Source organism: Caballeronia mineralivorans PML1(12), from assembly GCF_001028175.1.
GTDB lineage: Bacteria > Pseudomonadota > Gammaproteobacteria > Burkholderiales > Burkholderiaceae > Caballeronia > Caballeronia mineralivorans.
Genome location: NZ_AEJF01000157.1, coordinates 1 through 7662 on the forward strand (window position 1 = coordinate 1; position 7662 = coordinate 7662).

A 7662-nucleotide genomic window follows, 5' to 3' on the forward strand; every position below is an offset into this window, starting at 1 on the left:
GTCAGCGCGCTGTCGGCGCTATAGCCGCTGCCGCTGAGCGAAGCCTTCGACGCGGTCGACGACCCCGCGGCGTTCGCATAGGCCTTCGCCATTGCGTTCATCGCGGCCATGTTGCCGGCATTCCCGCTGCTGTCGCCGCTCGCGCTCGCGGCTGTCCCGTCAGCCGACGCGGTGGCGCCGGCGTTGCGCATCAGCTGCTTGAGCATCATGTCGGCTACGCCAATGCCCTTCGCGCCCACGTTCTGCGCGAGCTGCTGGTCGAGCATCGACGTGAAAGTCGCGCTGTCGTGCGAATCGAAGGGACTATCGGACGGCGTGGCCTCCCGCATGCTTTTGAGCATCATCTGCGTGAACACTGCGTCGAACTGCTTGGCCGCCGCCTTCAAACCCTGCTGCGGCGCGGCGTTGGCCTGGGCGCGCATGGCGTCGAAGCCCTGCACGTCGAGTGCAAACCGGTTCGACAGCGAATTCAGGCCGCTGTTCGTGTCCGTCGTGTTCGTCAATGTCAGTGCGTTGTTTGCGGTGCCGGTCCCGTTTGTGTTCATGGCCTGTCGCCTTTAAATAACTTCGAGATCGGCGCGCAACGCACCCGCCGCTTTCATCGATTGCAGAATCGAAATCAAATCCGCCGGCGTCGCGCCGAGGGCATTCAACGCCTTGACGACGTCCGCGAGCGTCGCGCTTGCCGCGACCGTCTTGAGCGCGCCCGTGTCCTGCTTCAACTGGATACTCGACTGCCGCGCGGCCACGGTCTGGCCGTTCGAGAACGGACCCGGCTGGCTCACTGCCGTCGTCGTGTTGATCACCACCGACAGATTGCCGTGCGCGACCGCGCAGTTCTGCAGCGTGACCATCTGGTTCATCACGATCGAACCCGTGCGCGCGTTGACGATCACCTTGGCTGCGGCCTGCGACGGCTTGACGTCGATATTCTGCAATTGCGCCATGAACGAGACCACTTGGGACGGATCCGTCGGGGCGCGCAGCTGGATCGTGCGGCCGTCGAGCGCCATCGCCGTGCCCATGCCGAAATCGTTATTCACCGCCGCGACGATCTTCTGCGCGGTGTCGAAGTCCAGGGTGTTGAGTTCCATCGTCATCACGCCACCGGCTTGCGTCACCGCAGCAGGCACAGCCCGTTCAACGAGTGCGCCACCCGGAATGCGGCCCACCGCGAGCTGGTTGACCTGGACCCGGCTGCCGTTGGCGCTCGCGCCCGCGCCGCCGACCGCGAGATTGCCCTGCGCCATGGCGTAGACCTGGCCGTCGGCGCCTTTGAGCGGCGCCATCAGCAGCGTGCCGCCGCGCAGGCTCTTGGCATTGCCCAGCGACGACACCGTCACGTCGATGGCTTCGCCCGGCCGCGAGAACGGCGGCAGCACGGCCGTCACCATCACGGCGGCGACGTTTTTCAACTGCATGTTCTGGGTGGTCGACGAATTCAGCGTAATGCCGAGGTTGCCGAGCATGTTCACCAAGCTTTGCGTGGTGAACGGCGTCTGGGTGGTCTGGTCGCCAGTGCCGTCAAGCCCCACTACGAGGCCGTAGCCGATCAGCGGGTTGTCACGCACGCCCTGGAACGAGACCAGGTCCTTGAGGCGCTCCGCCTGCGCGGCCTGCGGAAGTGCAGCAGCGAGCGCCAGCGCAAAGAGAACGAAGCGAAGAACGAGTTTCATGATCAGAAAGGCGCCAGGTTGAGAAAGAAGCGCTGGAGCCAGCCCATGTTCTGCGCCTCGTTGATATAGCCCTTCGCCGAGTATTCGATCTTCGCGTCCGCCACCTGGGTGGAAAAGACCGTGTTGCTGCCGGAGATGGTCGTCGGATTGACGACGCCCGAGAAGCGCACGAATTCGTTGCCCTGGTTGATGAGCATCTGCTTCTCGCCGCTCACTTCCAGGTTGCCGTTGGGCAGGACGCCGGTGACGGTGACCGTCAGCGTGCCGTTGAAGGTATTGGCCGCGCTTGCGCCGCCCGTGCCGTTGAACCCGTTGGAGCCGCTCGCGTTCAGGTTGGTGTTGTGGAACAGGCCACCGAAAATGCCGGGCGTGACCGGCACGGCAAACGCTTCGCTGGCATTGCGAGCCGCACTTGCCGCCGACGACTTCGTCGCGTTGACGTTTTCCGCGATCACGATGGTGATGATGTCGCCGGTATTGCGCGGCCGCTGGTCCTCGAACAGCGGCCGTCCCGCGTAGCCCGCGTTGTAGATCGCGCCAGGCGATGCTGAATTGAGCGGCGCCGCCGGCGGCCGCGCGGTCATCGGCTGCTGGGTGATCGGCTCTTTGGGCACGAGCGCGCAGGCCGCCAGGGCGAGCAGCGCCAGCACCGACGCGCTGCGAGTACGTGAGATAAGTGATGACATCTTCGTGATCCTTCGGCAATAACGCCGCTGATGCGGGCGATACCGCTTAAACCTGCATCTGGCTCAGCGTCTGCAGCATCTGGTCCGACGTAGTCACGGCCTTGCTGTTGATTTCATAAGCGCGCTGGGTCTGGATCATGTTCACCAGCTCCTGGACCACGTTCACATTCGACGATTCCACGTAACCCTGTTGCAACTGGCCCGCGCCGTTCAGGCCCGGTGTCACGACGTTCGCGGTACCGGACGAAGCCGTTTCAGCAAACAGGTTTTCACCGCGCGCGTCGAGGCCGGCCGGGTTGATGAAGGTCGCGAGTTGCAACTGGCCTACGGTGGTGTTGGCCGCGCTGCCCTGCTGCGTGACCGTGACCGTGCCGTCCGAGCCGATCGTCATGCCGGTCGCGGTCGTGGGGATCGTGATAGCGGGGCTCACCGGATAACCGCTCGACGTGACCATCTGGCCTTGCGCGTTGGTCTGGAACGAACCGTCGCGGGTGTAGGCAGTCGTGCCGTCGGGCATCGTCACCTGGAAAAAGCCGTTGCCGTTGATGGCGACGTCCTTCGAGTTACCGGTCTGCTGCAGGTTGCCCTGCGTGTAGAGACGCTCGGTTGCGACCTGTTGCACGCCGGTGCCGATCTGGCTGCCCGACGCCAGTTCGGTCTGCTGCGTCGAGTTTGCACCCGGCTGGCGGACCGTCTGATACAGCAAGTCCTCGAACACCGCGCGCGAACCTTTGAAGCCGTTCGTGGCGACGTTGGCGAGATTGTTCGAAATCACGTCCATCTGCGACTGCTGCGCATTCATGCCGGTCGCAGCGATGTAAAGAGAGCGGTTCATGGTTTTTATCCTGTTAGCTGCGGATTAACTGAAGCTGAGCAGCTTGTTAGCCGACTGATCGTTCTGGTTCGCCGAATCGAGCAACTTGGTCTGCATCTGGAACTGGCGGGCGTTGGTGATCATGTCGACCATCGCTGACACCGCATTCACGTTGCTGCCTTCCAGCGACGCCGGCGCCACCGCCACCGCGGGATCGGCGTCGGCGGGCTGGCCGTCTGCGGTGCGAAACAGACCGTCGTCGCCGCGCGTCATGGTCGTCGCATCGGGATTGACGAGCTTCAACTGGTCGACCGTTGCGATCGCCGTCGGCGGGTCGCCCGGAATCAGCGCGTTCACCGTGCCGTCCTTGCCGATCGTGACCGCCGCGCCGGGCGGAATCGACATCGGGCCGCTATTGCCGAGCACCGGCAGGTTGTTCGCCGTCACCAGCTGGCCGTTGGCATCGACATGCAGATTGCCGGCGCGCGTGTACGCCTCCGAGCCGTCGGCCGTCTGCACCGAAAGCCAGCCCGGCCCCTGGATGGCGACATCGAGCGGATTGCCGGTCTGCTGGATCGGACCGGGCGTGTAATCGGCGGTCGGTGTGGACGACAGCACGAAGGTGCGCGTGGTCGGGTCGCCGGCCGCGCCGCCCTCGAAGTTCATCGGCACCTGTCGAAATGCGGAAAGCTGCGCGCGAAACCCCGTCGTCGACGCATTCGCGAGGTTGTTCGCCGTAACGCTCTGCTGCTCGAGCGCCTGCGCGGCGCCGCTCATCGCGGTATAGATCAGACGATCCATGTGTGACTCTCTTGTGCCCGGCCTGCGGCGGCGCTTACAGGTTGATGAGCGTCTGGTCGACGGCTTGCTGCGTCTTGATGGTCTGCGCGTTCGCCTGGTAATTGCGCTGCGCCGTGATCAGGTCCACGAGCGAGTTGGTCAGGTCGACGTTCGAGTTCTCCACCGCGCCGCCTTGCAGCGAACCGTGGTTGGTCGAACCGGGCACCGACACCTGCGCCACGCCCGATGCCTGGGTCTGCTGGAAGTTGTTGCCGCCAAGGTTCTGCAAGCCGTTCTGGTTGGCGAACGTAGCCAGTGCGATCTGACCGAGCGCCTGGGTCTTGCCGTTCGTGTACGTGCCAGTCAGCGTGCCGTCCGTGTTGACCGAAAAGCCGGCGAGCTCGCTCGATGAATACCCGTCCTGGCTGCTGCTCACGAGGCCCGTCGTCGCGCCGTACTGGGTTGTGCCGGCGAATGACATCGACATCGTCTGCACGGCCCCGGCGACGTTGGACGCGGCATCCGGAATCGAAAAGGCGAACGGCGCAATGGCGGTGGCGGGCGGCGTCGGAATCAGGTTGCCCGATGAGTCGAACGTGACCTTGCCGAGATCGCCGGCCGTGCCAGTCGCGGTTCCGGTGACCGGCGTGTTGGTCGTGCCGGTGGTGGCATACGCCTCCCACGATCCCGTTGACTGCTTGACGAAATACACGTTCACAGCATGCGTGCCGCCGAGCGAGTCGTTAACGTTGATCGAGCTGGTGGCGTTGTAGGTGGTCGAGTCGGTCGGGCTGAACGGCGTTGCGGTCGGTACGGTGGCCTGCGAGTTCAGGTTGAACGCAAAACTCACGTTCTTCGTGGCCGACGGCGGCAGGTTCGAGTTCGGCACGACGAGCGGCACGGTCGACGCGCTGCTGATAATGCCCTGTGCATTGGCCGCATAACCCATCAGCGTCTGGCCCTGGGCGTTGACGATCGTGCCGTTGGACGCGAGGTTGAAAACGCCATTGCGCGAGTAGACGGTCGCGCCATTAGCCGACATCTGGAAAAAGCCATTGCCGTTGATCGCGACATCCAGCGCCTGGCTCGTCGTGGTGATCGTGCCCTGGCCGAACTGCTGCTGCACTTCCGACATCTGCGAGCCGATGCCGATCTGGTTGTTCACGGCGGTGGCCACCGAGTTCGCGTACATATCTGCGAACTGCGCCTGGCCTTGTTTGAAGCCGACGGTGTTCGCGTTGGCAATGTTGTTACCGATCACATCGAGGTCGTTCGACGCGCCGGACAAACCAGATAAACCTTGTTGGTAACCCATGACGGTCTCCGCTTCTAGAAGAGTGAGCTAATGAATAAGGGGCTTAGAGAATCGATGCGATGCTGGTCAACGGAACCGCCTTGCCAGTCGAAAGCATCACACCCGCAGTGCCGTCGCCCTGCTGCACCACGCTCTGCACTGTCGATGCGGACAGCGCGGTCGCCGTGGCCGCCGCGCCATTGATCGTGCCTCCCGCCGAAATGGTGTAGGTGCCGTCGGGGAGCGTCGCGCCGGTCTTGTCGGTCGGCGTCCAGCCCGTGATCGGCACCACGCCCGCGGACTGCGGCCCGAGGTCGATCGTCTGCACCACCTGGCCGGCGCTGTTCGTGACGCTCACCGTCAGGTCGCCGAGCGCGTTCGCCGTCTGCGCGCCGAAGCTGCTGGCCTTGCCGCCGGTCACGGTGATGGTGTTGCCCGGGGCGAGCACGGTCGCACCGATCAGCGACGCAGCCTGTGCCGACTGCCCTGCCGACAATTGCGTCGCGAGCGAGCTCAGTGATGTGTTGAGCTGGCCGATACCCGACACCGTGCTGATCTGCGCGAGTTGCGAGGTCATCTGCGAGCTGTCGGCTGGGTTGGTCGGGTCCTGGTTCTTGAGCTGCGTGACAAGCAAGGTCAGGAATGTGTTCTGCAGGTCCGATGCCGACTGACCGCCCGTCGCGCTGGAGCTCGAGCTGGCCGCCGATGAACTCGACGAGCTCGTCGTGCCGTTCATGGTGTTGAGCAACGACTGCGACATCGTCGTGCCGGTGTTGCCGATCGTGGTGTTGGTTGTCACGGGATTGTCCTCAGGTTCCGATCGTCAGGGTCTTAAGCATCAGCTGCTTGGCGGTATTGAGCGTTTCCACATTCGCCTGATACGAACGAGACGCCGAAATCATGTTGACCATTTCCTGCACGGGATCGACGTTCGGCATGGTCACGTAGCCGTCCGGGTTTGCTGCGGGATTGCTCGGGTCGTAGCTGGTTTTCATCGGCGTCGGGTCGTCGATCACGCCCGTCACCTGCACGCCGCCCACTTGCTGGCCGGACGCCGTGCGCGCGCCGCCGAGCGGATCGACGGCGAACACCACCTGCTTCGCCTTGTACGGCTGGCCGTCCGGGCCCGTCGTGCTGTCCGCGTTCGCCAGGTTCGAGGCGGTCACGTTCAGGCGCTGCGCCTGGGCGGACATCGCCGAACCGGCTACGTTGAAGATGTTCAGTAAAGAGGGCATTGCTTCTCCTCGTGGCTTGGCTGTTAGGCGCTAGGTGCGGTCAGTTCGACGTGATCGCCGAGAGCATCGTCTTGATCTGCCCCGACAGAACGGTCATGCCTGCTTCGAAATGCAGCGCGTTGTCCGCGAACTGGACCCGCTCCGAATCCATGTCGACGGTGTTGCCGTCCAGCGCCGGCTGGCCCGGAATCCGGTACGCGAGACGGCCGTAGTCGTCGGTGCTGCCACCGCTTGCTGTGAGCGTCGCGTTGCCGGACATATGTCCCGCCGATGTCGTCGCGAGCCCGGCGCCAGCCGAGACGGTTACCGGCTGCGCCATCTGCAATTGCGCCGTGCCGGACGCCGTCGGGTCCGCCGTCGCGCCTGTCTTTTTCAGCGCACCTGCGAGGGCGCTGGAGAAATCGACGTCGCGCGCCTTGTAGCCTGGGGTGTCGGCGTTCGCAATATTCGACGACAACAATTCCTGCCGGTACGCGCGCACATCCAGCGCTTCGCGGCCGAACGCAAATTCCTTGTCGAGCTTGTCCAGCATGGCGGTCCTCCTTCAGCTTCGGATGCTTCGGATCTTGTCTGCGATGTTTCACCGTCGATGAGACCAGGCACTGGAGCCAAGCGCGGCCATCAAAGACTTTTGCATGAGACGAATCTTAGGAGCGAGACGCAAGATGCAATCAGACGAATAACAGGGAAAGCCGGCCTCTATTCGACGCTTGCCTTTACACGCCGAAATCTAAAATTCGTCTCGTGGGTTGGTCATTTGAGAAATTCCTCGACTTTGGAAGAGCGGTTTCTCGTTTTTGGCTTACCGGATTCGCGGGTTTTGTTTGGGAGAAACACAATGCACAGCTTCGCTGCGCCTGCTCGTCAGCCGGCGGTTCATCGCCTGGCCGCGAACGGCCTGGTGAAAACCGGCGCTGGCATGGCTTGCCATCCCGCGCTTGCGGTGTGTGTGATTGCGTTCGCCCTCGTGGCTGCTGGCGTGACGACTGCGCATGCGCAGGACACGGGCGGCACGATCATGATTGCCGGTCCCGCTGAAACCAATCCGGCCGCTGTCGTAGCCATGGCAAAAAACGCGGGCATGCCGGTGGACGCGAACGCGACCACCAACGCCAGCCAGCCCGCGAGCCCTGCTCAGCCGGCGAAAGCGTCGCGACCGGCCGGTTACGCCGCGGCG

The 7662-nt window shown here is 63.7% G+C and carries 9 protein-coding genes and 1 pseudogene; 1 reads left to right on the forward strand and 9 read right to left on the reverse strand.

Annotation, left to right across the window (positions count from 1 at the left end):
- The 9 genes from EOS_RS26420 to flgB form a co-directional block, all read right to left on the reverse strand.
- Window positions 1-545, reverse strand: a 545-nt coding sequence (locus tag EOS_RS26420; RefSeq protein WP_047895144.1) for a rod-binding protein, incomplete at its 3' end; no start/stop codon positions are given.
- Window positions 546-557: 12 nt separating this feature from the next.
- Window positions 558-1676, reverse strand: coding sequence for a flagellar basal body P-ring protein FlgI (locus EOS_RS26425; RefSeq protein ID WP_047895145.1), 1119 nt, complete (start codon window positions 1674-1676; stop codon window positions 558-560).
- A gap of 2 nt (window positions 1677-1678) precedes the next feature.
- Window positions 1679-2362 (reverse strand): flagellar basal body L-ring protein FlgH, encoded by a 684-nt coding sequence (locus tag EOS_RS26430; RefSeq protein WP_047895146.1) that lies wholly within the window; start codon window positions 2360-2362, stop codon window positions 1679-1681.
- Between the two features lie 46 nt (window positions 2363-2408).
- Window positions 2409-3197 (reverse strand): flagellar basal-body rod protein FlgG, encoded by a 789-nt coding sequence (flgG, locus tag EOS_RS26435; protein WP_047895147.1) that lies wholly within the window; start codon window positions 3195-3197, stop codon window positions 2409-2411.
- Window positions 3198-3221: 24 nt separating this feature from the next.
- Window positions 3222-3977, reverse strand: coding sequence for a flagellar basal-body rod protein FlgF (flgF, locus tag EOS_RS26440; RefSeq protein WP_047895148.1), 756 nt, complete (start codon window positions 3975-3977; stop codon window positions 3222-3224).
- Between the two features lie 34 nt (window positions 3978-4011).
- Window positions 4012-5271, reverse strand: coding sequence for a flagellar hook protein FlgE (gene flgE / locus EOS_RS26445; protein ID WP_047895149.1), 1260 nt, complete (start codon window positions 5269-5271; stop codon window positions 4012-4014).
- A gap of 43 nt (window positions 5272-5314) precedes the next feature.
- A complete protein-coding gene (locus EOS_RS26450) occupies window positions 5315-6049 on the reverse strand; it encodes a flagellar hook assembly protein FlgD (RefSeq protein WP_047895150.1) in 735 nt (244 codons plus the stop codon).
- 10 nt (window positions 6050-6059) lie between these two features.
- Window positions 6060-6485 carry a flagellar basal body rod protein FlgC gene (gene flgC / locus EOS_RS26455; RefSeq protein ID WP_047895151.1) on the reverse strand — a complete coding sequence of 142 codons (426 nt, stop codon included), beginning with the start codon at window positions 6483-6485 and terminating at the stop codon, window positions 6060-6062.
- Between the two features lie 40 nt (window positions 6486-6525).
- Window positions 6526-7017, reverse strand: a complete 492-nt coding sequence (gene flgB, locus EOS_RS26460) for a flagellar basal body rod protein FlgB (RefSeq protein ID WP_047895152.1) — start codon at window positions 7015-7017, stop codon at window positions 6526-6528.
- 306 nt (window positions 7018-7323) lie between these two features.
- On the opposite strand from flgB, the pseudogene EOS_RS26465 reads away from it, so the two are divergent.
- Window positions 7324-7662 (forward strand): annotated as a pseudogene (locus EOS_RS26465) (hypothetical protein); the annotation flags it as partial.